Source organism: Kitasatospora sp. NPDC002227 (genome assembly GCF_040296285.1).
Taxonomy (GTDB): Bacteria; Actinomycetota; Actinomycetes; order Streptomycetales; family Streptomycetaceae; genus Kitasatospora.
This window is the reverse complement of record NZ_JBEOWY010000008.1, coordinates 127,169-152,329: the sequence shown is the minus strand read 5'-3', so window position 1 is coordinate 152,329 and position 25,161 is coordinate 127,169. Positions and strand designations below refer to the sequence as shown.

Genomic DNA, 25,161 nt, shown 5'->3' with positions numbered 1-25,161 from the left:
GACGAGTGAGGATACGCAGAGGGCTGGCCGCAGCCCTGGCAGTGACGGCAGGACTGACCGGCTGTACCGGCGGGGGCGGCACGGCGGCGACGACGGATGCCGCGCCGGTGCGCGGTGGCACGCTGCACGTGCTGTCCACGCTGGACCTGGAGCACCTGGACCCGGCCCGCGCCTACGTCACCTCCACCCAGGACGTGGGCCGCCTGCTCTACCGGACGCTCACCACCTTCGCCGCCGCCCCCGGCCAGGCCGGCGGCACGGTCGTACCGGACCTGGCCACCGACACCGGCCGCCCCAGCGACGGCGCGAAGACCTGGACCTTCACCCTCAAGGCCGGGGTCAAGTACGAGGACGGGCGGCCCGTCACCAGCGCCGACATCAAGTACGGCGTCGAGCGCACCTTCGCCCCCGAGCTGCCCGAGGGCCCGCCGTACGGGCGGCTCTGGCTGGCGGGCGGCAGCGCGTACCACGGGCCGTACAAGGACCCGGGCGGGCTGGCCTCGATCGAGACGCCGGACGAGCGGACGGTGGTGTTCCACCTCAACCGCCCGGTGGCCGACTTCGGCTCGGCCGTCTCGCTGCCGATGTTCGCCCCCGTGCCCAAGGACAAGGACACCGGCGTCTCCTACGACGCCCGGCCGTTCTCCTCCGGCCCGTACCGGATCGAGAGCTTCGAGCCCAAGAAGCGGCTCACCCTCACCCGCAACACCTCCTGGGACCCGGCCACCGACACCGTCCGCAAGGGCCTGCCGGACAAGGTGGTGATCGACCTCAACCTGGACTCCGCCGTGGTGGACCAGCGGCTGATCGCCGGGCAGGGTGAGGACGCGGACGCCGTCGCGCTGGAGCCGATCGGCCCGGCCTCGGTGGCCCGGGTGGTGAACGACCCGCAGGTGAAGCAGCGGCTGGTCACCGGCGAGTCGATCAACACCCGGTTCCTGTCGATCAACACCAGGCGCGTCCCCGACGTCAAGGTGCGCCAGGCCATCGCGTACGCGCTCGACAAGGATGCCCTGCGGACCACCCGTGGCGGCCCGATCGCCGGGCAGCTCGCCACCACGCTGCTGCCGCCCACCCTGCCGGGCTACGCCGCCGAGGACCCGTACCCGAGCCCGGACGGCAAGGGGGACCCGGCCAAGGCCAAGGCGCTGCTCGCCGAGGCCGGCCACGCCGAGGGGCTGACGCTGACCCTGGACACCGTGGCCTCCGCCGGGGGCAAGGCGCAGGGCGAGGCCGTGCAGGCGGCGCTGGCCCGGGCCGGGATCACCGTGAAGATCAACGAGATCAGCTCCTCGGCCTTCTACAGCACCGTCGGCAACAGCGCCCAGGAGCACGATCTGGTGATCGACGGCTGGACGCCCGACTGGCCGGGCGCCTCGACCTACCTGCCGATCCTCTTCGACGGCCGCCTGATCACGGCCGAGGGCAACAACAACCGCGCCCAGTACGACTCCAAGCCCGTCGAGGCCAAGCTCGATCAGCTCGCCGGTGTTGCTGACCCCGCCGCCGCCCAGGCCGGGTACGGCGAACTGGCGAAGCAGATCATGCAGGACGCGCCCGTGGTGCCCTTCCTGTGGGACAAGGCGGCCGTGCTGGTCGGGCCCAACGTCGGTGGCGCGTACGGGCACACGGCCTTCGTCGGCCGGCTCGACCTGGTCTCGTTGGGGCTGCGCAAGTGAGCCTGTTGCGGAGTCTGCTCAGACAGCGCTCGGCCGCGCTCGCGCTGGGAGTGGTCGCCCTGCTGGTGCTGCTCGCGGTGGCCGCGCCGCTGATCAGCTGGGCGACGGGCAACTCGCCCACCGCCTTCCACGGCGAGGCCGTGGACCCGGCGCTCGGCGGGCTGCCGCGCGGAGCGGCGGGCGGGATCAGCGCGGAGCACTGGCTCGGCGTGGAGCCGGTGAACGGGCGGGACGTGCTGGCCCGGGTCGTGCACGGCGCCCAGGTGTCGCTACTGATCGCGGTGCTGGCCACCGCGCTGTCGGTGCTGCTCGGCACGGCGCTCGGGCTGCTCGCCGGCTTCTTCGGCGGCTGGGCGGACACCCTGATCGGGCGGTCCATGGACCTGCTGATGTCCTTCCCCAGCCTGATCTTCATGATCGCGCTGATCGCCGCCGCCCCCGGCGTCGACCGGCGGCTGCTCCTGGTCGTGGTGCTCGGCTTCTTCGGCTGGCCGTACGTGGGCCGGATCGTGCGCGGGCAGGCGATGGTGCTGGCCCGGGGCGAATTCGTGGCGGCGGCAAGGGTGTTGGGTGCGTCCCGGCGGGCGCTGCTGCTGCGCGAGGTGCTGCCCAACCTGACCGGGCCGGTGCTGGTGGTGGCCACCATGTCGATCCCCGGCTGCGTGGCCACCGAGGCGGGCCTGTCCTTCCTCGGCGTGGGCGTCCGGCCGCCGACCCCCTCCTGGGGCCAGATGATCGCCACCGCCGTGCCCTGGTACGCCACCGACCCGGCCTACTTCCTCATCCCCGGCGTCTTCCTCTTCGTCACCGTGCTCGCCTTCAACGTGCTCGGCGACGCGGTGCGGGACGCGCTCGACCCCAGGAGCCGACGGTGATCGTCTACCTGCTGCGGCGCCTCGCCGTCACGGCCGTGATCCTGCTGGTGATCTGCGCCGCCACCTTCGCGGTCTTCTACCTGATGCCGGCCGATCCGGCCCAGGGCGCCTGCGGCAAGGCCTGCAGCCCCGAGCGGCTGGCCGAGATCCGCACCACCCTGGGCCTGGACCACCCGCCGCTGGTCCAGTTCCGCGACTACCTGCTCGGCCTGGTCGCCGGGCGTACCTACGGCACCGGCGCGCAGGCCGTCAGCTGCCACCTGCCGTGCCTGGGCTTCAGCTTCCAGACCGACCAGCCCGTCTGGCAGTTGCTCACCGCCCGGCTGCCCGTCAGCGCCTCGATCGCCTGCGGCGCGGCCGTGCTCTGGCTGCTGGCCGGGGTGAGCGCCGGGGTGGTCTCGGCGCTGCGGCGCGGCAGCCTGTGGGACCGCGCGGCGATGACGGCCGCGCTCGGCGGCGCCTCGCTGCCGGTCTACTTCACGGCGCTGGTGCTGCAGTACCTCCTCGTGGTCGAGCTGCGGGTGCTGCCCTATCCCCGGGTGGTGCCGCTCGCCGAGGACCCGGCCGGCTGGCTGCAGTCGATGGTGATGCCCTGGCTCACCCTCGCCATGCTCTACGCCGGCGTCTACGCCCGGATCACCCGGGGCGAACTCCTGGAGAGCCTCGGTCACAACTACGTGCGCACCGCCCGGGCCAAGGGCCTGCCGGAGGTGACGGTGGTACGGCGCCACGCCCTGCGCCCGGCCCTGATGCCGATCGTGACCATCTTCGGCATGGACCTCGGCGCCCTGCTCGGCGGCGCCCTGATCACCGAGTCCGTCTTCGGCCTACCCGGCGTCGGCAAGCTCGCCGCCGACGCGATCGCCGGGGCCGACCAGCCGGTGATCCTCGGCGTGACCCTCTTCGCCGCCGCCTTCGTGGTGCTGGCCAACCTGCTGGTGGACCTGGTGTACGCCGTGCTCGACCCGAGAGTGAGGGCCGTCGGATGACCCTGCTGACCGTACGGGACCTGCGGGTCTCGTTTGGCGGTGCCCGTGCTGTGGACGGGCTGGACCTCGACCTCGAACCCGGGCGGGTGCTCGGGGTGGTGGGGGAGTCCGGCAGCGGCAAGTCCGTCACCAGCCTGGCCGTGCTCGGGCTGCTCCAGGGCGCCGAGGTGGGCGGCTCGATCCGGTTCGACGGGTCGGAACTGACCGAGCTGCCGGTGCGGCGGCTGCGGGCGCTGCGCGGGCGGCGGATCGCGATGATCTTCCAGGACCCGCTCTCCTGCCTCAACCCCTACTACTCGGTGGCCTTCCAGATCGCCGAGGCCTACCGGGCCCACCACCGGGCGAGCCGCCGGGCCGCGCACCGAGTGGCGGTGCGGATGCTCGAGCGGGTCGGCATCCCCGAGCCCGAACGGCGGGCCAAGGCCTACCCGCACGAGTTCTCCGGCGGCATGCGCCAGCGCGTGATGATCGCGATGGCGCTCTGCCTGGAGCCGGACCTCCTGATCGCCGACGAGCCGACCACCGCGCTCGACGTCACCGTGCAGGCCCAGATCCTCGACCTGCTGCGCCAGCTGCGGGAGGAGGCCGGCACGGCGATCATGCTGATCACCCACGACATGGGCGTGGTGGCCGGGTTGGCCGACGACGTGGTGGTGATGCGCGGCGGCCGGGCCGTCGAGCGCGGCCCCGTCGGCGAGGTCTTCCACCGGCCGCAGGAGGCGTACACCCGGGGTCTGCTGGCCTGCGTGCCCCGGATCGACGGGCCGCTGCCGCGCCGGCTCCCCACCCTGGAGGTGACCGCGTGAGTCTGCTCGAAGCCACCGATCTGGTCCGCCGCTTCCCGGTGCGGCACGGGCTGACCAGAAGGCTGGTCGGGCACGTCACGGCCGTGGACGGGGTGTCGCTGCGCCTCGACGCGGGGGAGACCCTGGGCCTGGTCGGCGAGTCCGGCTGCGGCAAGTCCACCGTGGCCCGGCTGCTCACCCGGCTGGACCGGCCGACCTCCGGCAGCGTCCGCCTCGGCGGGCGGGAGATCACCGGGCTCAGCGAATCCGAACTGAGGCCGCTGCGGCGTGAGTTGCAGCTTGTCTTCCAGGACCCGTACTCCTCGCTGAATCCGAGGATGACGGTGCGGCAGATCCTGGCGGCGCCGTACGCCTACCAAGGGCTCGAACCGGCCGAGCCGGTCGAGGAGTTGCTGACGAGAGTCGGCCTGAAGGCCGAGCACGCCGACCGGCACCCGCACGAATTCTCCGGCGGACAGGCCCAACGGATCGGCATTGCACGGGCGTTGGTGCTGCGGCCGAAGGTGGTGGTGTGCGACGAGCCGGTCTCCGCGCTGGACGTCTCGGTGCAGGCGCAGATCCTCAACCTGCTGCAGGACCTCCAGGAGGAGGGCGGCCTCGGGTACGTCTTCATCGCCCACGACCTGGGGGCGGTGCGGCAGATCAGCACCCGGATCGCCGTGATGTACCTGGGCGCGGTGGTCGAGACGGCCGACCGCGACACCCTGTTCGCCGCCCCCGCCCACCCGTACACCCACGCCCTGCTCTCCGCCGTGCCCCGCCCCGACCCGGCCCTCGAGCGCGGCCGGGACCGGATCGTCCTGCGCGGCGATCTGCCCAGCCCGCTGGCGCCGCCCGCCGGCTGCCGGTTCCGCACCCGCTGCCCGAAGGCCGACGACCGCTGCGCGGTCGAGCGGCCCGTGCTGCGGGAGCTGGCCCCGGGCCACCAAGTCGCCTGCCACTACCCCGAAGGGGCCCGATGATCCACGCCAGCTACCGGATGCCCGGGCTCGTCGTGACCGACCACGTCTTCACCGTGCCGCTCGACCACGCCGACCCCGGGGGCCGGACGATCGAGGTGTTCGCCCGGGAGGTGGCCGACCCGGCCCGCTCGGGGGAGCAACTGCCCTGGCTGCTCTACCTCCAGGGCGGCCCGGGCGGGAAGTCGCCGCGCCCGCTCAACGCGAGCGGCGGCTGGCTCGGGCAGGCGCTCAGGACCCACCGGGTGCTGCTGCTCGACCAGCGGGGTACCGGCCGCAGCACCCCGCTCACGGCGCGGGAAGCGGCCCGGTTCCCAGGTACCGAGGCCCTGGCCGAGTACCTCGGCCTGCTGCGGGCGGACGCGATCGTGGCCGACGCCGAGCTGATCCGACGCCGGCTCGGTGTCGAGTCCTGGGAGACGCTGGGGCAGAGCTACGGCGGGTTCGTGACGCTCAGCTACCTGTCGACGGCCCCCGAAGGCCTGCGCGCCTGCTACATCACCGGCGGGCTGCCAGGTCTCACCGCCACCGCCGACGAGGTGTACGCCGCCACCTACCCCCGGGTCCGCGACAAGGTCGCCGCGTACTACGCCCGCTACCCCGGCGACCGCGCCGTGCTCGCCCGGATCGCCGAACAGCTGCCGGTACGCCTGCCCGACGGGGACCAGCTCACCGTACGGCGGCTGCGCACCCTCGGGCTGCTGCTCGGCATGGGCGAGGGGGCCGAGCGGCTGCACTGGCTGCTGGACGAAGCCCCCGACGGGCGGCTCGGCGCCACCTTTCTGCACCAGGTCCAGCAGCTCACCGGCTTCACCGACAACCCGCTCTTCGCGGTGCTCCAGGAGACCATCTACGGCCAAGGTGCCGCCACCCGCTGGGCCGCCGACCGGGCCCTGGCCGACCACCCCGAGTACGCGGACCCCCTGCAGCTCACCGGCGAGATGGTCTACCCCTGGATGTTCGAGGAGATCTCCGCCCTGCGCCCCTTCGCCGCGGCCGCCGACCTGCTCGCCGCGCGCACCGACTGGCCCGCCCTCTACGACCCGGCCCGGCTGGCAGCCAACCGCGTACCGGTGGCCGCCGCCGTCTACCACGACGACATGTACGTGGACGCCGGCCTCTCGCTGCGCACCGCCCGGGCCGTCGGGGGCCTGCGCACCTGGGTCACCAACGAGTGGGAGCACGACGGCGTGACCGCCTCCGGCGGCCGGGTGCTCGCCCGCCTGATGGACCTGGCCGCCGGCCGGGTCTGAACTGCCGTTGCATGGGGGATCGCGGAATGAACATTCATTCCGCGATTGCCGACCGGATCTGATGCACCGTGACAAGAGGAGCGCTGAATGAAAGTTCATTCCCTGGCCGCCGTCCTGGCCCTCGCCTTGGCGGCCCCCCTGGTCGCCGCCGCCCCGGCCACGGCAGCCGCCGCGCCGGACACGGCAGCCGCCGCGCCGGACACCTCGGCCTGTGCCCTGGCCGGGACCACCGGCTGGACGGACGAAGGCCACAACACCGACCGCACCCAGTTCCTCCAGCCGCTCGGCACCAAGCACGTGCTGACCCTCTTCGTGGACTTCCCCGACGCCCCCGCCGACGGCGCGCCGCAGGACTACTTCAAGGAGCTCGCCCCCGCCGCCGACTGGATGCGGCAGGACTCCTACGGCCGCACCAGGCTGGAGCTCACCCAGCTCCCGCGCTGGCTGCGGATGCCGCAGGCCTCCACGAGCTACGGCTTCGACCGGGGCATCAGCTTCGAGCAGCACGAGCTGTACGTCCGCCAGGCCGTGGAGGCGGCGGCGCCGTACACCGACTTCTCGCGCTACGACCTGGTCTACGTGGTGCCGACGAAGACGGCCTCGGCGATCACCTTCTCGCCGACCTACCTCTTCGACCCGACCGCCGCCGGGATCACCGTGAACGGCACCCGGATCAAGTGGGCCGTCACCTTCGGCCAGGACCGCTACCACTGGGGCCCGACGGTCGCCGACCACGAGACCGGCCACACCTTCGGGCTACCCGACCTCTACGCCTTCACCGCCACCGACTACCACCGCTACGTCGGCGGCTGGGACCTGATGGGCAACATCGCGGGTGCCGCACCCCAGCATCTGGGCTGGGAGCGCTGGAAGTTGGGCTGGATCGACGACAGGCAGGTGGCCTGCCTCCCCACGGCGGGCAAGCGGACGGTGCGGCTGAATGCGATCGAGCGGACCGGCGGCACCAAGATCGCGGTGCTGCCCACCGGCCCGACCACGGCGTACGTGGCCGAGTCCCGCCGGGCCCTCGGCGCGGACGCCAAGGCCTGCTCGACCGGTGTGCTGGTCTACCGGGTGGACACCGCCGCGCAGACCGGCGAGGGCCCCGTCCGGGTGGTCAACGGCAACCCCGCCGCCGTGCCCCCCACCGGCTGCACCGCGCTGGACATGGCCGCCTTCCAGCCCGGCCAGTCCTTCACCGACCCGGCGAGCGGCGTCCGGATCGAGGTGCGGAGCAAGGGCCCGCACGACGACCTGGTGACGCTCAGCCGGTAACCCCCTGTACTCCCCGGCCCGGGCGGCTGATGCCCGGGCCGGGGCACCTCCACCCCCCCATACCCAGGAGGTTCCGCCATGGCCAAGTTCCGGGCGCTCGTGCTCGCCCTGTGCACGCTGCTCACCCTGCTGCTCACCCCCGTCCACCACGCCGCCGCCGCGAGCTCCTCGCCCTGCGCGCTGACCGGCACCACCGGCTGGATGGACGAGGGCCAGGACACCGACCGCAACCGCTTCCAGTCGCCCCTGGGCACCAAGCGGGTGCTGATGCTCTTCGTCGACTTCCCCGACGCCCCCGCCGACGCCCCCACCAGCAGCTACGGCGCCCAGATCACCCCCGCCGCCGACTGGATGTGGCAGGCCTCCTACGGCCGCACCTGGCTCGCGATGACCCAGCTCCCGCGCTGGCTGCGGATGCCGCAGGCCTCCACCACCTACGGCTTCAGCCGGGGCATCAGCTTCGAGCAGCACGAGCTGTACGTCCGCCAGGCCGTCGAGGCGGCGGCGCCGTACGCGGACTTCTCGCAGTACGACCTGGTCTACGTGGTGCCGCCCCGGACGGCCACGGCGATCACCTTCACCCCCACCTACGTCTACGACCCGAGCACGGCCGGGGTCACCGTGAACGGCACCCGGATCAAGTGGGCGGTGACCTTCGGCCAGGACCTCTGGTACTGGGGCCCGAAGATCGCCGACCACGAGACCGGGCACACCTTCGGGCTGCCGGACCTGTACGCCTACGACGGTCCGGACATCCACCGCTACGTCGGCGGCTGGGACCTGATGGGCAAGGTCGGCGGCCCTGCGCCGGAGTACGTCGGCTGGGAGGCCTGGAAGCTCGGCTGGCTGGCGGACGGTCAGGTCGCCTGTGTGCCGGGGGTGGGACAGACCACCGTGCCGCTGACGGCGGTGGAGTACGTGGGCGGTACGAAGCTCGTGGTGCTCAAGCTCACCGACACGCTCGCGTACGTGGTGGAGTCCCGGCGGGCGGCCTACGCGGACCAGGCGCCCTGTTCGACCGGCGTGCTGGTGTACAGGGTGGACACCTCGGTGCAGACCGGGCAGGGGCCGGTGCGGGTGATGGCCAACCCCGGCGGGGCGGGGCCGAACGGGTGCGCGGGGCTGGATCTGGCGGCGTACCAGGCCGGACAGACCTTCACCGATCCGTACTGGGGTGTGCGGATCGAGGTCCTGAACGGTGGCGCTTATGGCGACACCGTGCGGGCCACGAGTTGGTGACGGTCGGCTTTGCGTCAATCCGACGGACCGTCATACGCCTTGCCGGTGCGGGCGCTACGGTGGTGCCCACCCGGCGATGGGGCCGTTCGGGGGAGAGAACCGGACGAGGGCTAGACCACGGCGGGTATCCGACTAGCATGGTGTGAAAGGTTGTCCGTTTTGCTCAACTTGATGACCTAATGTCGAATAAGTTGAGTCCCGTGGGGGCACAAGACAGTCACACCGGGCCGGATCGGTACACGGTACGAGGCAGCTGGGGAAGGCGACCCTCGTCCACCGCCAGGAGGTCCCGATGACGACACGTGGTGTGCTCTACATCCACTCCGCGCCGCGCGCGCTGTGCCCGCACGTCGAGTGGGCCGTCGCGGGGGTGCTCGGGGTGCGAGTCAGCCTCGACTGGCTGCGGCAGCCGGCCGCGGCCGGGCACTGGCGCTCCGAGCTCTCCTGGCAGGGGGAGCCCGGCACCGCGTCCAAGCTGGCCTCCGCGCTGCGGGGGTGGCAGCTGATCAGGTACGAGGTGACGAGTGAGCCCTGCGCCACGGCGGAGGGTGAGCGGTACAGCAGTACGCCGACGCTGGGGATCTTCCATGCTGTCACCGGGTTGCACGGGGACATTCTGATTCCGGAGGACCGGCTGCGGGCGGTGCTGTTGCGGTCGAAGACCGAGGGGACCGATCTGGAGGCCGAGCTGGCTCGGCTGCTCGGGAAGCCCTGGGACGACGAGCTCGAGCCGTTCCGGTACGCGGGGGACGGGGCGCCCGTCCGCTGGCTGCACCAAGTCGTCTGAGAGAAACCACAGCAGGGGCGCGGGGAACTGCGCGATCAACCGTGCACGGAGGTGCGTGGCTGGTCGCGCAGTTCCCCGCGCCCCTGTGGTGCTGCCCCAGCTAGCGGACTCAGACGGAACGGAACGCGAGCACCACGTTGTGGCCGCCGAAGCCGAAAGAGTTGTTGAGGGCGGCGATGGGGCCCTCGGGGAGCTTGCGGGGCTCGCCGGTGACGATGTCGGCCTCGACCTCCTCGTCCAGGTGGTCGAGGTTGACGGTCGGAGGGGCCAGGCGGTGGTGCAGGGCGAGGACGGTGGCGACCGTCTCGATGCCGCCGGCGCCGCCGAGGAGGTGGCCGGTCATCGACTTGGTGGCGGAGACGGCGATGTGGTCCAGGTGCTCGCCGAGCTCCTTGCGCAGCGCCTTGATCTCGGCGACGTCGCCCTGCGGGGTCGAGGTGGCGTGCGCGTTGACGTGCACCAGCTCGGCCTTGTCGAGCTCGTTGCGCTCGAACAGGTCGGCGATCGCGCGGGCCACGCCGGAGCCGGTCGGCTCGGGCTGGGCGATGTGGTGGGCGTCGGAGGAGAGGCCCTGGCCGACCGCCTCGCAGTAGACCCGGGCGCCGCGGGCGGCCGCGTGCTCGGCCGACTCGAGGACGACCACGCCGGCACCCTCGCCGAGCACGAAGCCGTCACGGGCGGTGTCGTACGGGCGGGAGGCCTCGGTGGGGTTCTCGTTGTTCTTGGACATCGCCATCATGTTGGCGAAGGCGACGATCGGCAGCGGGTGGATCGCCGCCTCGGTGCCGCCGGCCACCACGACGTCGGCGCGGCCGCTGCGGATCATCTCGATCGCGTAGCCGATCGCCTCGGCGCCGGAGGCGCAGGCGGAGACGGGGGTGTGCACACCCGCGCGGGCGCCGACCTCCAGGCCGACGTTGGCCGCCGGGGAGTTGGGCATCAGCATCGGGACGGTGTGCGGGGAGACCTTGCGGACACCCTTCTCGCGCAGCACGTCGTACTGGTCGAGCAGGGTGGTGACGCCGCCGATGCCGGAGGCGATCACGGCGCCCAGGCGCTCGGGGGCGAGCTTGGAGGACTCGTCGGTCGCCGGGGTCTCGAAGCCGGCGTCGGCCCAGGCCTCGCGGGCGGCGATCAGCGCGAACTGCGCCGAGCGGTCCAGCTTGCGGGTCAGCGGGCGGGGCAGCACGTCGCCAGGCTCGACCGCGACCCGGGCGGCGATCCGGACGGGCAGCTCGGCCGCCCACTCCTCGGTGAGCGGGGCCACCCCGGAGCGGCCCTCGACCAGGCCCGCCCAGAACGAGGCGGCATCGCCGCCGAGCGGCGTGAAGGCGCCGATACCTGTGACGACCACGGTGCGGTTTTCAGCGGTCACTGGTTCTTCTTCTCTCACGTGAGCTGGGGTGGTGGCCTGGGCGGCCGGGGTGGGAGGGGAGGCCGGCCGGGGCGCTCAGGGCGCCCCGGCCGACCGGCCGGCGCAAGGGCCGGATCAGGCCTCGGCGTTGGCGAGGATGTAGTTCACGGCGTCGCCGACGGTCTTCAGGTTCTTGACCTCGTCGTCCGGGATCTTCACGTCGAAGCGCTCCTCGGCGGCCACGACGACCTCGACCATGGAGAGCGAGTCGACGTCGAGGTCGTCGGTGAAGGACTTGTCCTCCTGGACGTCCTCCTCCGGGATACCGGCGATCTCGTTGACGATCTCAGCGAGACCGGCCAGGACCTCGTCCTTGGTAGCCATAGCGGCTGCTCCTCTTCACTGTGTGTCGACCGCTGCCCGGCGGGCAGTCGGCAGTTCGTTTCCCGGGCCACCGCGGGTGCGGGGTCCGGAGGTTCAGTCAGGCCCGGAGGCCTGGTGACGCCTAGGGGAGAGTAACGACTGTCGCGGCGTACACGAGACCCGCCCCGAAGCCGATGATCAGTGCGAGGTCGCCGCTGCGGGCCTCGCCGCTCTCCAGCATGCGCTCCATGGCCAGCGGGATGGAGGCCGCGGAGGTGTTGCCGGTGTAGGTGATGTCGCGGGCGACGGGCACCGATTCGGGCAGTTCGAGCTTCTTGATCATCGCATCGGTGATGCGCATGTTCGCCTGGTGCGGGATGAAGGCACCGAGCTGGTCCGCGGTGATCCCGGCGGCGTCCAGCGCCTGCTGGGCCACCTTGGCCATCTCCCAGACCGCCCAGCGGAAGACCGCCTGGCCCTCCATCCGCAGGGTGGGCCACTTGATCTCCTCGCCGGAGCCGTTGACGGCGTCCGGCTTGGCGAAGGCGGTGTCCCAGGCCTGGGTCTGCGAGATGACGTCCTTCTGCGAGCTGTCCGAGCCCCAGATCACCTTGCCGATGCCGGGGGTGTCGGACGGGCCGACGATCGCGGCGCCCGCGCCGTCACCGAAGATGAAGGCGGTCGAGCGGTCCGACTTGTCGGTCATGTCGCTCAGGCGCTCGACGCCGATCACCAGCACGTACTCGGCGCTGCCGCCGCGCACCATGCCGTCGGCCAGGCTCAGGCCGTAGCCGAAGCCGGCGCAGGCGGCCGAGATGTCGAAGGCCGGGGCGGTGCCGCAGCCGAGCCGCTCGGCGATGTCGGTGGCGATGGCCGGGGTCTGCTTGAGGTGCGAGACGGTGGCCACGATGACGCCGCCGATCAGCGCGGGGTCGATCCCGGCCTGGGCGATCGCCTTGCCGGCGGCCTGCACCGACATCTCGGCGACGGTCTCCTCCGGGCCGGCCCAGCGGCGCTCGGCGATGCCGCTGCGGGTGCGGATCCACTCGTCCGAGGAGTCGATCCACTCCAGCACCTCGGCGTTGGGGATCACCCGGGTGGGGCGGTAGCCGCCCACGCCGTGGATGCGGGAGTACGCGGCGCCGGAGGTGGGCTTGATCTGCGGGGTGCTCATGCGCTCTGCTCCTGACCGCCGTGGCCGTGCTCCGCGACGAGCTCGCGGGCCTTGTCCAGTTCGGCGGGGGTCTTGAGGGCCAGCGTCGCCACACCCTTGAGGTTGCGCTTGACCAGGTTGGTGAGGGTACCGGCCGGGGCCAGCTCGATCACGGCGGTCGCGCCCAGCTCGCCGAGGGTCTCCATGCAGAGGTCCCAGCGGACCGGGTTGGAGACCTGCGACACCAGGCGGCTCAGCACCTCGGCGCCGTTGCCGATCACCTTGCCGTCCCGGTTCGAGACGTACGCGACCTGCGGGTCCGCCACGGTGAGCGTCGGCGCCAGCTTGGCGAGACGCTCCACCCCGGGGGCCATGTGCTCGGTGTGGAAGGCACCGGCGACCTTGAGCGGCATCACCCGGGAGCCGGCCGGGGGGTCGGCCTTGAGGGCGTCCAGCTGCTCCAGCGTGCCGGCCGCGACGATCTGGCCGCCGCCGTTGTTGTTGGCCGCGGTCAGCCCGTGCTCGGCCAGCTTGGCGGCCACCAGCTCCGGGTCCCCGCCGAGCAGGGCGGTCATGCCGGTCGGGGTGAGCTTGGCGGCCTCGGCCATCGCGAGCGAGCGCTCACGGACGAAGGTCAGCGCGCCGGCCGCGTCGAGCACACCGGCCCCGGCGGCGGCGGTGATCTCACCGACGCTGTGCCCGGCCACCGCGCCGACGACCCGGCGGGCCTCGGACTCGTCCGGGAAGAGGGCACGGGCGGTGAGCAGCCCGGCGGCCACCAGCAGCGGCTGGGCCACGGCGGTGTCCTTGATCTCCTCCTCGGTGGCCTCGGTGCCGTAGTGGACGAGGTCGAGCCCGGCCACGTCGGACCACCGCCGCAGCCGGTCGGCGGCGCCGTCCAGCTCAAGCCAGGGGCGGAGGAATCCAGGGGTCTGAGCACCCTGTCCAGGGGCGACGATTACGAGCACGGTTCAACCCTCTCTCGCCAGGCACCCAGGGGCGGGTAGGCGACGGTAACGAAGAAAAGCGGTGCTGATTGTGGACTCCCTACAGCCCGCTCAGCCCTGTTCGACAACGGCTCCAAGTCGGCCCAGCGCCAGTGCGATGCGCAGCGTGAACGCCGAACGCACGTCGGACGGAGCATAGCCCGTGACGTCAGTCACACGTCGGAGCCGGTAGCGCACGGTGTTCGGGTGCACAAAGAGCATCCGGGCCGCGCCCTCCAGCGAGGAGGCCTGCTCCAGATAGACACTGAGTGTCTCCAGGAGTGCCGAACCCGCCTCGTCCAGCGGTGTATAGATTTCCTCCACCAGTTGGCGCCGGGCGGCCTGGTCGCCCGCGAGCGCCCGCTCGGGCAGCAGGTCGTCGGCCAGCACCGGGCGCGGGGCGTCCGGCCAGGCCGCGCAGGCCTTGAGGCCGGCGGCGGCCGCGTGGGCCGATTTGGTGGCCGAGAGCAGGTCGCCGACGGTCGGGCCGACCACCACCGGGCCGGGGGCGAACTGGCCGATCAGCGCGCGGGCCGCATGCACCGGTTCTTTGTCACCTCCGACCACCACGACCAGGCGCTTGCCGAGCACTCCGGTGAGCACGTGCAGCTTGGCGTAGCGGGCGGCCCGGCGGATCGCCTCGACCACCAGCTCGCTGTCGCCGTCCGGCGCGCTGCCCATCACCACCCGCACCTGGCTGGGCTGGCCCCAGCCGAGTGCGGCGGCCCGGGAGAGCACGCCTTCGTCGGCGTCCCCGGAGAGCAGGCTGTTGACCACCAGGGCCTCCAGCCGGGCGTCCCAGGCGCCGCGCGCCTCGGCCGCCTGGGCGTAGACCTGGGCGGTGGCGAAGGCGATCTCTCTGGCGTAGACCAGGACGGACTCGCGCATCCCGGCCTCGTCGCCCGGGGCGGCCACCTCCTCGATGGCCTCCTCCATCACCTCGATCGTGGTGCGGATCAGCTCGACGGTCTGGCGCAGGGTGATCGCTCTGGTCAGCTCACGCGGCGCGGTGCCGAACACGTCCGTGGAGATCGCCTGCGGCGCGTCCGGGTGGCGGTACCACTCGGTGAAGGCCGCGATACCGGCCTGGGCGACCAGGCCGATCCAGGACCGGTGCTCGGGCGGCATCCGCCGGTACCAGCCGAGCTGGTCGTCCATCCGGGCGATGGCGGCGGTGGCGAGCTTGCCGGAGGACTTCTCCAGGCGTTTGAGCGTCGCGGCCCGCAGCTCGGCCCGCTCGGAGGCGAGACGGCGCTCCTGCGCCGTCAGCCGCCCCCGCCGGGCGGGCCGGGGCGACTCCTCGGCGGCCGCCTTGGCGGTGGCCTGCTCGGCGCCCTGGTCGGCGCCCTGGTCGGTGGTCATGTCGGCGGACCTGTCGACGGTCTTGTCGGTGGCGGCCTTCTTGGCTGCGGTCTTCTTGTCGGAATTCGCTGAAGCGGCTGGCACAGAGACAAGACTGCCTCACCGCGAGGGGTGCTCGTGCACGCCCCCCTCGGCTCGGGCCCCGGGGCCGCTACGGTGAAGCCCGTGACCGATGCACCCACCCGGCCCCGGGCCGACCTCCGCCGCGCGGCCGAGCGCTACCTCTCCACCCCGGCCGACGGGATCGAGACCAGGCACGCCTTCTCCTTCTCCGGGCACTACGACCCGAAGAACACCCACTTCGGCGCGCTGCTCGCCTGCAACGAGGAGAGCCTGGCGGCGGGCGCCGGATTCGACGACCACCTGCACCTGGACACCGAGATCCTCACCTGGGTGGTGGAGGGCGCACTCTCGCACCGGGACGGCCACGGGCACGCCGGGGTGGTGCGCCCCGGGATGATCCAGCACCTGAGCGCGGGCGCCGGGGTGACGCACTCGGAGCGCAACGTCGGCGGGGCCGAGGGGCCGGTGCGGTTCGTCCAGATGTGGCTCCAGCCCGACGAGTTCGGCGCCGCTCCGGCGTACGGCCTGCGCAAGGCCACGCCCTCGGCGGACGGGCTGACGCTGCTCGCCTCCGGGCTCGAGCGGGACGCGGGTACGGAGGCGTTGCGGCTGCGGCGGTCGGACGCCGCGCTGTGGCTCGTGACCGCCGGGCCCTGGGAGGCCCTCCCGCCGCTGCCGGAGGCGCCGTACCGCTACCTGCACCTGACGGCGGGCGGGCTCGGCTACCGCACCGTCCCCGGCCCGCAGGGCGGCGGGCGCTCGATGGCGCCGGGGGACTCGGTACGGGCGACCGGCCCGGCGTTCGTGGACCCGACGGCGGGGGAGGACGGGGCACAGCTGCTGGTGTGGGAGATGCACAGCCCGGTCAAGTACGGCTGAACCTGTCCGGGGCTGCGCTGCGGGCGGTCAGGTGAACAGCTCGGAGCAACCACAACAGGGGCGCGGGGAACGGCGCGCGCAACCGTGCACCTCCGTGCAGGGCCGGCCGCGCAGTTCCCCGCGCCCCCGGAGCGCTGCCCCGGTCGGCTACCCCCCGAGCTCGGCGAGGACCGCGTCGGTGAAGGCCGGCCAGGCCTGTGCGGCCCAGGGGCCGAAGTCGCGGTCGGTCAGGGCGACGCAGGCGACGCCGGCGCCGGGGTCGACCCAGAGGAAGGTGCCGGACTGGCCGAAGTGGCCGAAGGTGGCGGGGGAGCTGGTGGTGCCCGTCCAGTGCGGGGACTTCTCGCCGCGGATCTCGAAGCCCAGGCCCCAGTCGTTGGGCCGCCGGTGGCCGAAACCGGGCAGCACGCCGCTCAGGCCGGGGAAGGCCACCTCGCGGGTGGCCGCGGCCACCGTGGAGGGGTCGAGCAGGCGGGGAGCCTGCAGCTCGGCGGCGAAGCGGGCCAGGTCGGCGGCGGTGGACAGGCCGCCGGCCCCGGCGGGCGAGCGGTGGGCGGTGTTGAGCAGGGTGGCGCTCATGCCGAGCGGGGCGAAGACCGCCTCGGCCGCGTAGTCGGCGAAGCCGATCCCGGCGGCCTTGGTGAGGGTCTCGGCCAGCACGTCGAACCCGGCGTTGGAGTACAGCCGCCGGGTGCCCGGCGCGGCCATCGCCTTGTGCTCGTCGAAGGCCAGACCCGAGGTGTGCGCCAGCAGGTGCCGCACGGTCGAACCCTCCGGCCCCGCCGGGTCGTCCAGCTCGAACACGCCCTCCTCGACGGCCACCAGCACCGCGTACGCGGTCAGCAGCTTGGTCACCGAGGCCAGCGGGAACAGCTGCTCCTGCGGCCCGTGCGAGCCCAGCACCGCACCGTCGGCGCCCCGTACCACCACCGTGGCCGCGTTCGGCACCGGCCAGTCCTCGATCATCCGCAAGCTCTCCATGGCCCGAACTCTAACCACCCGCTGGCGCGACCCGGCGTGGGAGGCTTGCTTGGAGTGCGCTCTAACTCAGTAGCGTCTTACGTGTCGCCGAAACCAGGGGGTTCAACCGTGGCAACGCTCGCTCCGATCCGTCTCGACCTGCTCACCTGTGGGCAGGCGTACAGCACTCCGGTCGCGGACGCGGACCGCACCCCCCGGCACAGCATCAGCGAGGTCGCCGCCGCGAGCGGGCTCACCGCCCACACGCTGCGCTGGTACGAGCGGATCGGCCTGCTCGACCCGGTCGACCGCACGCACTCCGGCCAACGCCGGTACAGCGACGCCGACCTGGCCCGGCTGGCCTTCCTCGGCCGGCTGCGGCTGACCGGGATGTCGGTGGCCGACCAGCTGCGCTACGTCGAACTGGCCCGCCTCGGCAACCAGACCTACGAGGCCCGCCACGAGCTCCTGGTGGAGCACCGCGAGGCCGTCCGCCAGCAGCTGGCCGACCTCCACGCGACCCTCGCCGTCCTCGATTACAAGATCGACCTGTACGCGGGCAAGGCCGCCGACGCGGCCACCTGCGCCACGACCGACAGGAAGAAGCAGAGCGCATGACTCTCCCCACCACCGTGCTCGGCACGAACGGCCCGACCGTCGGCATCCAGGGCCTCGGCTGCATGGGCATGAGCGAGTTCTACGGACCGACCGACACCGCCGAGGCGCTGGCCACGCTGGACGCCGCGCTGGAGGCCGGGGTCACGCTGTTCGACACCGCCGACATCTACGGGTCGGGCCACAACGAGGAGTTGATCGGTCCGTTCGTGCGGGCCAACCGGGACAAGGTGGTGCTGGCCACCAAGTTCGCCATCGAGCGCAAGGCGGAGGACCCGACGTACCGGGGGGTGCGCAACGACCCGGCGTACATCCGCACCGCGGTGGACGCCTCGCTGCGCCGGCTCGGCGTGGACGTGATCGACCTGTACTACATGCACCGGCGCAACCCCGAGGTGCCGCTGGCCGACTCGGTCGGTGCGATGGCCGAACTGGTGGCGGCGGGCAAGGTGCGCCACCTGGGGTTGTCCGAGGTGACCGGGGCCGAGCTGCGGGAGGCGTACGCGGTGCACCCGATCGCGGCCGTCCAGTCGGAGTGGTCGATCTTCTCGCGGGACGTGGAGCACACGGCGGTGCCGGCCGCCGCGGAGCTCGGCGTGGCCTTCGTGCCGTACTCGCCGCTCGGGCGGGGCTTCCTGACCGGCTCGTTCGCGGCGGCCGAGACGCTGAGCGCGGACGACTACCGGCGCTACCACCCGCAGTTCAGCGGGGCGAACGCGGCGGGCAACGCGGCGCTGGTCGAGCCGATCGGCAAGCTGGCCGAGGCGCGCGGCGTCACGGCGGCGCAGATCGCGCTGGCCTGGGTGCAGCAGCGCGCCGAGGTGCACGGGCTCACCGTGGTGCCGATCCCGGGCACGCGCAAGCGCAGCCGGCTGGCGGAGAACACCGCCGCGGCGACGCTGCGGCTGAGCGAGGAGGAGCTGGCGGTGCTCGAGCCGATCGCCGGGCAGGTGACCGGCAACCGGTACGCCGACATGAGCTTCACCTCGGCCGGCCGGGAGTAGCCCGGGGCGGGTGCCCCGGGCCGCCTGGCACCGGATCAGACGCCGCGGCCGAGCCAGGCGGCGAGCCGGTGGTAGACCGGGGCGTCGTCGGCGACCGGCTGGACGGGGCCGAAGGGGACGCCGCCGCCGCGCGGCTCGGCCGGCAGGACGGCCTGGGCCACGCCGAGCGCGACCTGGGCCAACTCCTCGTCCAGCAGGGCCTCCTGACCGGTGGCGCGGGCGATGTCCCAGGAGTGGGTGACGGCCTCCATGTAGTAGCCGCCGAGCCCGGCCCGGCCGGGCACCTCGCCCCACGGCACGAAGGCCGGGGCGTCCAGGCGGGCGTCGTCGGCCCAGGCGGCGGTGACCCGGGCCCGGGCCCGCTCGAAGACCTCGGCCCAGGCGGTGTCCGCGATCTCGCCGACCCCGGCCGCGACGTCCTGCGAGCGGCCGCCCTCGCCGACGTAGGCGATCCGGTGGATGCCGCCGACGGTGTGGCCGAGCAGCTCCCGCAGGTCGTACTCGGTGCAGGGGGTGGGCAGGCCGAGCTGCTCGGGAGTGATGGCGGCGATCAGCTTCTCCAGCTGGTCGAGGGCGCCCTGGTAGCCGGGGCGGGGGTCGAAGGTGTTGCTGTTCATGCGGGGAACTCCTTGTTCGCCGACCGGGGTTCGCCCGGCCCGTCCTGATGACAAGGAGCACTCTGCCGGGATTACCTGACACCTCATGTCAGCTTTTCCGGCTATCTTCTGAAGCCATGAAGGCCGACCGCCTGCTCTCGATCCTGCTCCTGCTCCAGACCCGTGGCCAGGTGCCCGCGGCCGAGCTGGCCGAGCGCCTGGAGGTGTCCGTCCGCACGGTCTACCGGGACGTGGAGGCGCTCTCCGCCGCCGGCGTGCCGGTCTGGGCCGAGCGCGGGCGGCACGGCGGGATCCGGCTGCTGGCCGGCTACCGCACCGACGTCACGGGCCTGACCAGCGACGAGGCCCGGGCCCTGTTCGTGCTCGCGGCCGACGGCGCGCACCGGGCGCTCGGCCTGGGCGGGGCGATCGACTCGGCGCTGCGCAAGGTGATGGCCGCGCTGCCCGCCCCGCACCGCCCGGCGGCCGAACGCACCAGCGAGCGCGTGCTGGTGGACCCGGCCCGCTGGCGGGCCCCCGACTCCCGGGAGGTGGACCTCGGCGAGCTGCAGCGGGCCGTCTTCGCCGACCGGCGCCTGGCCCTGCGCTACCGGCACAGCGGCTCGCGCGAGCAGGTGGAGTACACCGTCGACCCGTACGGCCTGGTGAGCAAGGCGGGCGTCTGGTACCTGGTGGCGGACGTGGACGGCGCGCCCAAGCTGCTCCGGGCGGACCGGGTGCAGGCGGCCCGCACCCTGCCGGAGCCGGTCCGGCGGCGGGCCGGGCAGGGCCTGGCCGAGGTCTGGGCCGGCCTGCGGGAGTACGTGGAGCGGCGCCCGGTGGAGGTGCGGGCCCGGATCAGGCTGCGCCGCCGCTCGCTGGACATGTTCCTGCGCATCCACCAGGGGCTGCTGTTGAGCCCGCCGCCGGGGCCGTGCGGGAAGGCGGGCGAGCCGGGGGAGTGGGCGGAGCTGGAGCTCGGGCTGGCCTCGGTGCGGGCGGCGCGGCTGCTGTTGACCTACGGCGCGGACGTCGAGGTGCTGGAGCCGGAGCCGGTGCGGGCCGAACTCGCGGCCGCCGCGCGGGAAGTCCTCGCGCTGTACGCCTCTCACCGGGGCTGAGGCCAGTCTCTCAAGCCGCAGGCCGGTCTGTCATCGTCTTCAGGGACGATCTTCGGCGCTCGCGGGGCTCGTAGGGTTTCGTCGTCCCACCTGTCGACCCACGGGGAGCTGACCGTGCCCACCGACCTCGCCGCCCGCGCGGCGGAACTCACCGCGATGGCCGCCGCCGACCACGAAGCCGCTCCGCTGGCCAACAGCGCGGACCCGGCCGAGCAGTTGCGCTGGCGCCGGCTGACGGCCGAGCACGCCGACTGGCTCGGGGAGTTCCTGGACGAGCACGGCTGGCCGACGGCCGAGCTGGTCGGCACGGAGGCGGCCCGGGCGGCCTGGCTGATCGCCCAACATGCCGACCGCCAGCTGGAGTTGCAGCGGCGCTCGGTGCGGCTGCTGGCCGCCGAGGTGGCGGCGGGCCGGGCCAGCGGGCGCGAGCTGGCCTTCCTGCGCGACCGGGTGCTGGTCAACCAGGGGGAGGAGCAGCTCTACGGCACCCAGATCGCCGGGGTGCGCGAGGGCCGGCCGGTGCCCTGGCCGTGCCGGGAGCCGGAGCGGATGGACGAGCGGCGGGCCGAGGTGGGCATCCCGCCGTTCGACGAGTACGTGGCGCAGTACATCTGACGGAATGTCAGTGGTTGGTGACGTCCGAGTAGTCGCCGAGCGCGATCGAGCCGAAGTTGCGCAGGCTGTCGGTGTGCTGGGCGAAGTAGCCGGTGTGGCCGACCGCTCCGGCGGAGGAGACCTGGACGGAGCCGAACTCCGGGTTGGTCGGGTCGGCGCCGTGGCCGAGGCCGCCCACCTCCAGGTACGGCACGTTGGCGATCCAGTCGGTGGGGTTGCGGGTGGCCCAGATCCGGACGCCGTCGCCGAGCTCGCCGGTGTTCTGCACGCCCATCCCGGGGCTGCCGAAGACCACCACGTCGGTCTTCCGGTCGTCGTGGATCTTCGGGGCGGCCACCCCGCAGACCACCGAGCCGTAGCTGTGGCAGAACAGCGTGGGCGGCGCGGCCGGCGAGCTGGTGACGGCGAGCCCGCCGAGCAGCCGGATCAGGCGCGGGGCGCCGACGTCGGCCAGCCGGGAGGTCACCGCGTCCGGGCCGAGGCCGGAGGGGGTGACGTACCCCGTCCACGCGATCACGGCACTGTGGGTGTCGGGGGCCTGCCGGTGCTCCTCGGCGAGCAGCGCGCGGGCCATCCCGGCGGGGGAGCGCAGCGGGTCGACGGTCTGGTCGAAGTGCCCGAGGTCGGCGTCCGAACCGGGCACCAGTACGGAGACCCGCTGGGCGGCGGCGAGGTCGCCGTACACCTCGCTGACCAGGCCACGGCCGCGCGGGTCGAAGGCCAGGATCTGGCGGCCCTTGGCGAGCAGGCCCTCGCTGTCGTCGGCCCGGGACTTCGCCAGCGCGCGGGTGTCGGCGTCGAGCTTGGGGTCGGCCGCCCGGGCCCGGGCGCGGTCGCGCTCGGCGGCGATGGCCACCCGGTTCGCCTGGTAGCGCAGCTGCAGCGGGGCGCCGTCGAGGTTGCCCACCACCAGCGGGTACGCGGCGACCAGGTGGGCGGTCTGCTCGGGGGTGAGGGTGGCGAAGAAGGCGGCGACGGCCTGCGGGGCGGCGGTGGCCGGGTCGGGCAGGTCGAGGCCGAGCGAGTGGTCGGCGACCCAGGCGGCGCTCCCGGCCGGCGGGGTCGAGATGGCCAGCTGCTCGTTGGAGGAGACGGCCTGCGCGGCGGCGGCCCCGGCGTCGGCGAGCACGGCGGAGGCGGCGAAGACACCTATCAGCACGCGCTTGAGCCGGCGGCGCTGCAGCGGACTGCGCCGCTTCGGATGCAACTGCATGGGCGACAACTCCCTCGGACCCTGGACTCAGCGGGCGGGGCCCGATGGTGGTACGACCGCCTGGTACTCGTCAGCCAGCGTAGGTGCTCCGAGCGAGAGGCGTGCAGAGTCTAAACTGTGGGAAGGCTCACAGGGGACTCTTCAAGCGATCAAGTTCGCCGGGATGTACCAAGCTCGCGGTCGAACTCCCGGACCAGCTTCTTCGGGGCGGTGCTCCGCCAGGCGTCGGTGAGCAGATCGCCCAGTTCCTCGGCGTCGACCCCGGCCAGCTCGACCAGCACCCAGCCGTGTCTGCCCACGTACGGCGCCACCGAGTACACCTCGGGCGCGGCGGCCAGCAGTTCGGCCTGGTCCTCCTTGGTGGCCTTGACACAGACCGCGCTCTCGCCCGGGGTGCCCATGGCGAAGATCTTCTCCCCGACCCGCAGGGTGACCCTGGTCTCCCAGGTGAGCCGCTCCGTCGCGCTCGGCAGCGCGAGGCCCAGGGCGAGGAACTGTTCGAAGGTCACCATGGCCCCACCTTACGGTGCGTCATACGACGCCGAGGGCGTACGCCGTGAAGAGGGCCGCGCCGGCGGCGCCGAGGGTCTTCAGGGTGCGGGAGGCCCAGGGGCCGTCGAAGTGGCGGGTGCGGTGGCCGACGGCGGTCAGCAGGAGGGCGAAGACCGGCAGCCAGGCGAGCCGGGCCAGCACCCAGCCGGGGGAGTCGGGAGCGGTGGTCAGGCCGGGGACGGCGCCGCCGAGGCGGGCGGCGAGGGCGCCGGCCGTGAACATCGCGGTCTGGTGCCAGCAGAAGATCGTCATCGCGGAGAGGTTGACCACCACCACCGGCAGCCAGAGCAGCGGCCGCCGCAGGGCCCGGCCGAGGCGCCCGTGCAGGAGCAGGGCGGCGCCGATCTGCAGGGCGGCCAGGGCCAGGACCAGCAGGGACGGCGGGTGCGAGTTGGTGCGGGCCGTACCGGGGACGCCGACCATGCTCGCCGGGTAGTGGAAGACCAGCAGCAGGGTGGCGAAGAGGGCGGCGCCGCCGAGGAGCAGGGTGCGGGCGCCCGCCCTGCCGATCCGGCCCTGGGCCCAGCTGACCCCGAGCTGGTAGCCGAACAGCCAGCCCGGCAGCAGGTTGAGCAGGCTCAGCCAGGAGGGCATCGCCTCGGCCCAGGGGCCGTACCGGAGCAGGTCGACCACGGCCACGGCGGCGAGCAGCGGCGCGGCCGCCCAGGCGCCGAGGCGGCGCCCGGCCGCCGCGCAGTACGGGGTGAGGGCGGTGAGCACCAGGTAGATGCCGATGTACCAGAGGGGTTGGACGACCAGGGTGGTGCCGGTCCGGACGGTCGCCTCGGGCAGGCCGAGCCCGCGCAGCAGCGGGATCAGCAGCGCCCAGACGGCGGCCACCCCGAGCACCGGACGCAGCAGCCGGACGCAGCGCCCGCGCAGCCAGGCGGCGGTGGTGGCGCCCTTGGCCCGGGCCCGCTGCAGCGAGTGGTGGGCGGAGTGGCCGCCGACCAGGAAGAAGATCCCGAGCAGCTGCAGCACCCAGCTGAGCGGGGCGAGGGAGCCGAGGGCGGTGAGCGGGCTCGCGTTGTGCAGCTCGCCGTCGGCGTTGACGGTGAACCCGCCGAGCATCCAGTGCCCGAGCGGAACGGCGAGCAGCGCGAGCGCCCGCAGGCCGTCCAGGGCGCGGTCGCGCGTGGCGGGGGTCCTGGCGTCGACCCGGAGGGCGGCCCGGCGGAGGTCAGTGAGCGGCATCGCGGCACTCCTTGCTGGTGGTGGCGCAGGTGACGGGGCGGCCGAGGGCGATCGCGGCGAAGTTGGCGAGGGAGGCGGTGCCCGGGGCGAAGTAGCCGGAGTGGCCGGTCGAGCCGGTGCTGGTGACCACGCGGGCACCGAAGGCGGGGTCGGTCGGGTCGGTGCCGTGGCCGAGACCGAGGAGGTGGACGTTCGGGACGTCGCCGATCCAGTCCTCGCTGTTGCGCTGGGCGGCCCAGACGGGGACGGGGAGGTCGGCGGCGCGGCGCAGGCCCATGCCGGGGGAGCCGAGGGCGACCACGGCGGTGGTGCGGCCGGGGTGCAGGGCGGCCTGGCCGCAGACGACCGAGCCGTAGCTGTGGCAGTACAGGGTGGTGGGGGCGGTGAGCCCGTCCAGGAGCCTGGTGAGCCGCTCGGCCCCGGCCTTCGCCAGGCCCTCGGTGGCGATGTCGAGGCTCGTCACGGTCGGGGTGGTGTACCCCGCCCAGGCGATCACCGGGAGCTGCCCGCCGGTGGCGGCCCGCAGGGCGCGGGCCATGCCGGCGGGGGTGCCGTACGGGGAGCTGGTGCGGTCGTAGCTCATCAGGTCGATGTCGGCCCCGGGCACCGTCACGGCCGTCGGCCGGCCGGGCGCGAGCTCGCCGTACACCTCGGCGACCAGGCCGCGGCCGCGCGGGTCGAAGGCGAGGATCTGGCGGCCGGTCAGGGACTCGTACCGCTCGGCCCGGGCCCGGGCGTGCTCCCGGGCGTCGGTGCCGAGCCGGGGGTCGGCGGCGCGGGCGCGCTCCTGCGCGGCCAGCCGGGTGAGGGCGAGGTGGTTGGCGCGGTAGCGCAGTTCGACGGGGGCGCCGTCGAGGTTGCCCAGCACCTCGGGGTACTCGGCGGCGAGCCGCTCGGCCTGCCGCGGGGTCAGCGCGGCGAAGAACGCCGCCACCTCGGCGGGCGGCGTCGTACCCGGGTCGGGCAGCCCCGCGGCCCAACTGCCGGGCAGCCCCCTCAGCGGCACCTGCCCCTCCCCGGCGGCCCACCCGCCGGCTCCCGCCACGGCGGTGGCGGCCAGCACCAACGCCGCCACCGCCCTCCCCAGACGCCCGCGCATCCCGTCCTCCTCGTCTCCACGACTGCTTGCGACGGGAGGAAGGTAGGAAGACGACGGCCCCCCGGGCGTCAGACCGGAGGGCCAAGTCGGAGGTAGTACCCGGGTATGACGGACGGGCCGTCAGTTCGCGGGCGTGATCGAATGGCGCGAGGCGAGGCGAGGGGAGCGGG

24 protein-coding genes and 1 pseudogene are annotated in these 25,161 nt (G+C 73.4%); 14 read left to right on the top strand and 11 right to left on the bottom strand.

Going from position 1 to position 25,161, the window contains the following annotated elements; translation table 11 throughout:
- Window positions 1-5: 5 nt before the first annotated feature.
- The 9 genes and pseudogenes from ABT095_RS10080 (at window position 6) to ABT095_RS10040 (ending at window position 9,862) form a co-directional block, all read left to right on the top strand.
- A complete protein-coding gene (locus tag ABT095_RS10080) occupies window positions 6-1,679 on the top strand; it encodes an ABC transporter substrate-binding protein (protein WP_350528858.1) in 1,674 nt (557 codons plus the stop codon).
- Entirely contained in the window at window positions 1,676-2,554 is an 879-nt protein-coding gene (locus tag ABT095_RS10075; RefSeq protein ID WP_502884847.1) for an ABC transporter permease, read from the top strand. Before ABT095_RS10080 ends, ABT095_RS10075 begins: the two co-directional genes overlap by 4 nt.
- A complete protein-coding gene (locus ABT095_RS10070; RefSeq protein ID WP_350528857.1) occupies window positions 2,551-3,543 on the top strand; it encodes an ABC transporter permease in 993 nt (330 codons plus the stop codon). Before ABT095_RS10075 ends, ABT095_RS10070 begins: the two co-directional genes overlap by 4 nt.
- A pseudogene (locus ABT095_RS10065) lies at window positions 3,540-4,325 on the top strand (ABC transporter ATP-binding protein); the annotation flags it as partial. The gene ABT095_RS10070 and the pseudogene ABT095_RS10065, both read left to right, overlap by 4 nt.
- Before the next feature lie 20 nt (window positions 4,326-4,345).
- Window positions 4,346-5,311 carry an ABC transporter ATP-binding protein gene (locus ABT095_RS10060; RefSeq protein ID WP_350528856.1) on the top strand — a complete coding sequence of 322 codons (966 nt, stop codon included), beginning with the start codon at window positions 4,346-4,348 and terminating at the stop codon, window positions 5,309-5,311.
- The gene (locus ABT095_RS10055; RefSeq protein WP_350528855.1) at window positions 5,308-6,561 is read left to right on the top strand and encodes an alpha/beta fold hydrolase; all 1,254 of its coding nucleotides are present in this window, start codon (window positions 5,308-5,310) and stop codon (window positions 6,559-6,561) included. The genes ABT095_RS10060 and ABT095_RS10055 overlap by 4 nt, the downstream gene beginning before the upstream one ends.
- Before the next feature lie 87 nt (window positions 6,562-6,648).
- Complete coding sequence (locus ABT095_RS10050; protein WP_350528854.1) at window positions 6,649-7,836, top strand: M6 family metalloprotease domain-containing protein; 1,188 nt, start codon at window positions 6,649-6,651, stop codon at window positions 7,834-7,836.
- Between the two features lie 78 nt (window positions 7,837-7,914).
- Window positions 7,915-9,075, top strand: coding sequence for a M6 family metalloprotease domain-containing protein (locus ABT095_RS10045; protein ID WP_350528853.1), 1,161 nt, complete (start codon window positions 7,915-7,917; stop codon window positions 9,073-9,075).
- Between the two features lie 292 nt (window positions 9,076-9,367).
- Window positions 9,368-9,862 (top strand): DUF3145 domain-containing protein, encoded by a 495-nt coding sequence (locus ABT095_RS10040; protein ID WP_350528852.1) that lies wholly within the window; start codon window positions 9,368-9,370, stop codon window positions 9,860-9,862.
- 109 nt (window positions 9,863-9,971) lie between these two features.
- Here the strand turns inward: ABT095_RS10040 and fabF are convergent, their stop codons facing one another.
- The 5 genes from fabF to ABT095_RS10015 all read right to left on the bottom strand — a co-directional run bounded on the left by fabF (window position 9,972) and on the right by ABT095_RS10015 (window position 15,164).
- Window positions 9,972-11,237, bottom strand: coding sequence for a beta-ketoacyl-ACP synthase II (fabF, locus tag ABT095_RS10035; protein ID WP_350528851.1), 1,266 nt, complete (start codon window positions 11,235-11,237; stop codon window positions 9,972-9,974).
- Window positions 11,238-11,351: 114 nt separating this feature from the next.
- The gene (locus ABT095_RS10030; RefSeq protein ID WP_350528850.1) at window positions 11,352-11,600 is read right to left on the bottom strand and encodes an acyl carrier protein; all 249 of its coding nucleotides are present in this window, start codon (window positions 11,598-11,600) and stop codon (window positions 11,352-11,354) included.
- Between the two features lie 121 nt (window positions 11,601-11,721).
- A complete protein-coding gene (locus tag ABT095_RS10025) occupies window positions 11,722-12,753 on the bottom strand; it encodes a beta-ketoacyl-ACP synthase III (RefSeq protein ID WP_350528849.1) in 1,032 nt (343 codons plus the stop codon).
- Window positions 12,750-13,700 (bottom strand): ACP S-malonyltransferase, encoded by a 951-nt coding sequence (locus tag ABT095_RS10020; RefSeq protein WP_350528848.1) that lies wholly within the window; start codon window positions 13,698-13,700, stop codon window positions 12,750-12,752. The genes ABT095_RS10025 and ABT095_RS10020 overlap by 4 nt, the downstream gene beginning before the upstream one ends.
- 90 nt (window positions 13,701-13,790) lie before the next feature.
- Window positions 13,791-15,164: a PucR family transcriptional regulator gene (locus ABT095_RS10015; RefSeq protein WP_350528847.1), complete on the bottom strand. Its 1,374-nt coding sequence runs from the start codon at window positions 15,162-15,164 to the stop codon at window positions 13,791-13,793.
- Between the two features lie 81 nt (window positions 15,165-15,245).
- On the opposite strand from ABT095_RS10015, the gene ABT095_RS10010 reads away from it, so the two are divergent.
- Complete coding sequence (locus ABT095_RS10010; protein ID WP_350528846.1) at window positions 15,246-16,022, top strand: pirin family protein; 777 nt, start codon at window positions 15,246-15,248, stop codon at window positions 16,020-16,022.
- 147 nt (window positions 16,023-16,169) lie between these two features.
- Here ABT095_RS10010 and ABT095_RS10005 read toward each other — a convergent pair whose 3' ends face one another.
- Complete coding sequence (locus ABT095_RS10005) at window positions 16,170-17,003, bottom strand: serine hydrolase domain-containing protein (RefSeq protein WP_350528845.1); 834 nt, start codon at window positions 17,001-17,003, stop codon at window positions 16,170-16,172.
- A gap of 138 nt (window positions 17,004-17,141) precedes the next feature.
- Between ABT095_RS10005 and ABT095_RS10000 the strand changes: the two genes are divergently transcribed.
- Together ABT095_RS10000 and ABT095_RS09995 are read left to right on the top strand one after the other, a co-directional pair.
- On the top strand, window positions 17,142-17,600 hold the full coding sequence (locus ABT095_RS10000) for a MerR family transcriptional regulator (protein ID WP_350528934.1): 459 nt from the start codon (window positions 17,142-17,144) through the stop codon (window positions 17,598-17,600).
- Entirely contained in the window at window positions 17,597-18,601 is a 1,005-nt protein-coding gene (locus ABT095_RS09995; protein WP_350528844.1) for an aldo/keto reductase, read from the top strand. Before ABT095_RS10000 ends, ABT095_RS09995 begins: the two co-directional genes overlap by 4 nt.
- A gap of 35 nt (window positions 18,602-18,636) precedes the next feature.
- Here the strand turns inward: ABT095_RS09995 and ABT095_RS09990 are convergent, their stop codons facing one another.
- Complete coding sequence (locus ABT095_RS09990) at window positions 18,637-19,218, bottom strand: TIGR03086 family metal-binding protein (RefSeq protein WP_350528843.1); 582 nt, start codon at window positions 19,216-19,218, stop codon at window positions 18,637-18,639.
- 116 nt (window positions 19,219-19,334) lie between these two features.
- Between ABT095_RS09990 and ABT095_RS09985 the strand changes: the two genes are divergently transcribed.
- Together ABT095_RS09985 and ABT095_RS09980 are read left to right on the top strand one after the other, a co-directional pair.
- Window positions 19,335-20,318 carry a helix-turn-helix transcriptional regulator gene (locus tag ABT095_RS09985; RefSeq protein WP_350528842.1) on the top strand — a complete coding sequence of 328 codons (984 nt, stop codon included), beginning with the start codon at window positions 19,335-19,337 and terminating at the stop codon, window positions 20,316-20,318.
- A 114-nt stretch (window positions 20,319-20,432) separates the two neighbouring features.
- Window positions 20,433-20,933, top strand: a complete 501-nt coding sequence (locus ABT095_RS09980; RefSeq protein WP_350528841.1) for a DUF6624 domain-containing protein — start codon at window positions 20,433-20,435, stop codon at window positions 20,931-20,933.
- 7 nt (window positions 20,934-20,940) lie between these two features.
- Here the strand turns inward: ABT095_RS09980 and ABT095_RS09975 are convergent, their stop codons facing one another.
- From ABT095_RS09975 to ABT095_RS09960, 4 genes are all read right to left on the bottom strand, one after another.
- On the bottom strand, window positions 20,941-22,146 hold the full coding sequence (locus tag ABT095_RS09975) for an alpha/beta hydrolase (protein WP_350528840.1): 1,206 nt from the start codon (window positions 22,144-22,146) through the stop codon (window positions 20,941-20,943).
- Between the two features lie 149 nt (window positions 22,147-22,295).
- A complete protein-coding gene (locus ABT095_RS09970) occupies window positions 22,296-22,658 on the bottom strand; it encodes an MmcQ/YjbR family DNA-binding protein (RefSeq protein WP_350528839.1) in 363 nt (120 codons plus the stop codon).
- 19 nt (window positions 22,659-22,677) lie between these two features.
- Complete coding sequence (locus tag ABT095_RS09965; RefSeq protein ID WP_350528838.1) at window positions 22,678-23,892, bottom strand: acyltransferase family protein; 1,215 nt, start codon at window positions 23,890-23,892, stop codon at window positions 22,678-22,680.
- Entirely contained in the window at window positions 23,879-24,991 is a 1,113-nt protein-coding gene (locus ABT095_RS09960; RefSeq protein WP_350528837.1) for an alpha/beta hydrolase, read from the bottom strand. The genes ABT095_RS09965 and ABT095_RS09960 overlap by 14 nt, the downstream gene beginning before the upstream one ends.
- Window positions 24,992-25,161: the final 170 nt, after the last annotated feature.